Here is a 1,305-nt window from a genome sequence, read left to right on the forward strand (position 1 = left end):
CAGAGATCTGAAGGTACTAACGCAAAGGCGCGAAGGGCACAGAGATCTGAAGGTACTAACGCAAAGGCGCGAAGGGCGCAAAGATCTGAAGATGTTACGATGCTACGCCAATCGTGCTGGTCGGCACGAATCGGCCATACTGATAATACGCTGCGCATGCTCCCTCGCTTGATACCATCGTTGCGCCAAGTGGCGTGCGCGGTGTGCATTCTTTACCGAAGGCCGGGCATTGATTTGGTTTGAGCAATCCTTGCAGTACTTCACCACTCCGACATAGCGGCGACTCGCTCGTTTGGATGTCGTGGACATTGAATCGGTATTCGGCATCGAATTCGGCGTAGCGGTCGCTGAGTCGCCAACCACTGCGCGGGATACGCCCAATTCCACGCCATGTGCGGTCGGTGACGGTGAAGACATCGGCAAGCATTTGTTTGGCGACGACGTTGCCTTCCGGGCGAACGGCGCGTTCGTAGGCGTTGTCTAGTTCGGCGCGGCCCTGCTCGAGCTGGAGGATCACGCGGCGAATCCCTTCGAGTACGTCGAGTGGCTCAAAGCCAGTAACCACGATGGGGACGTGATATTTTTCGACAAGCGGACGATATTCTGCGGTGCCCATGACGCTGCAGACATGACCGGCGGCCAGAAAGCCTTGGACGCGGTTGGTCGGCGATTCCATAATCGCACTGATTGCCGGTGGTACCAGTACGTGTGAGACTAACATCGAGAAGTTCTTGAGACCGAGCTTGGCTGCCTGATAGACCGCCATTGCGTTGGCGGGTGCGGTGGTTTCGAAGCCGATGGCAAAAAAGATAACTTGGCGGTCGGGGTTTTGCTGGGCCAGCTTGACCGCATCGAGCGGCGAGTAGACAATCCGCACATCGCCGCCTTCGCTTTTGATGCGGAAGAGGTCTTTGCGGCTGCCGGGCACGCGCAGCATATCGCCGAACGAGCAGAAGATTACGCCGGGTTGGGCCGCAATGGCGAGCGCCTTGTCGATAATCTCTAACGGCGTGACGCAGACTGGACAGCCGGGGCCATGGATCAGCTCGATCTCGGGTGGTAGCAACTGATCGATCCCGTTCCGAATGATCGAATGGGTCTGGCCGCCGCAGACCTCCATAATCGCCCAATGCCGGGTAGTGATACGCCGGATCTGTTCGAACAAGCGGCGAGCCAATTCAGGATCGCGAAACTCGTCAAGATATTTCATCGCATGCTCTCCATTCAATTCAATGCGTAGCCGCAAAGGGGGCAGAGACGCAAAGGTTCTTAACGCAAAGGCGCGAAGAACGCCAAGTTTTTGTA

General features: G+C 56.9%; 1 protein-coding gene. It reads right to left on the bottom strand.

The features are described 5' to 3' along the window. Positions 1 to 94 precede the first annotated feature (94 nt). The gene (gene hypD / locus AC01ZF_RS12805) at positions 95 to 1,210 is read right to left on the bottom strand and encodes a hydrogenase formation protein HypD (protein ID WP_424675860.1); all 1,116 of its coding nucleotides are present in this window, start codon (positions 1,208 to 1,210) and stop codon (positions 95 to 97) included. Between the last annotated feature and the right edge of the window lie 95 nt (positions 1,211 to 1,305).

Source organism: Chloroflexus sp. (assembly GCF_056331925.1).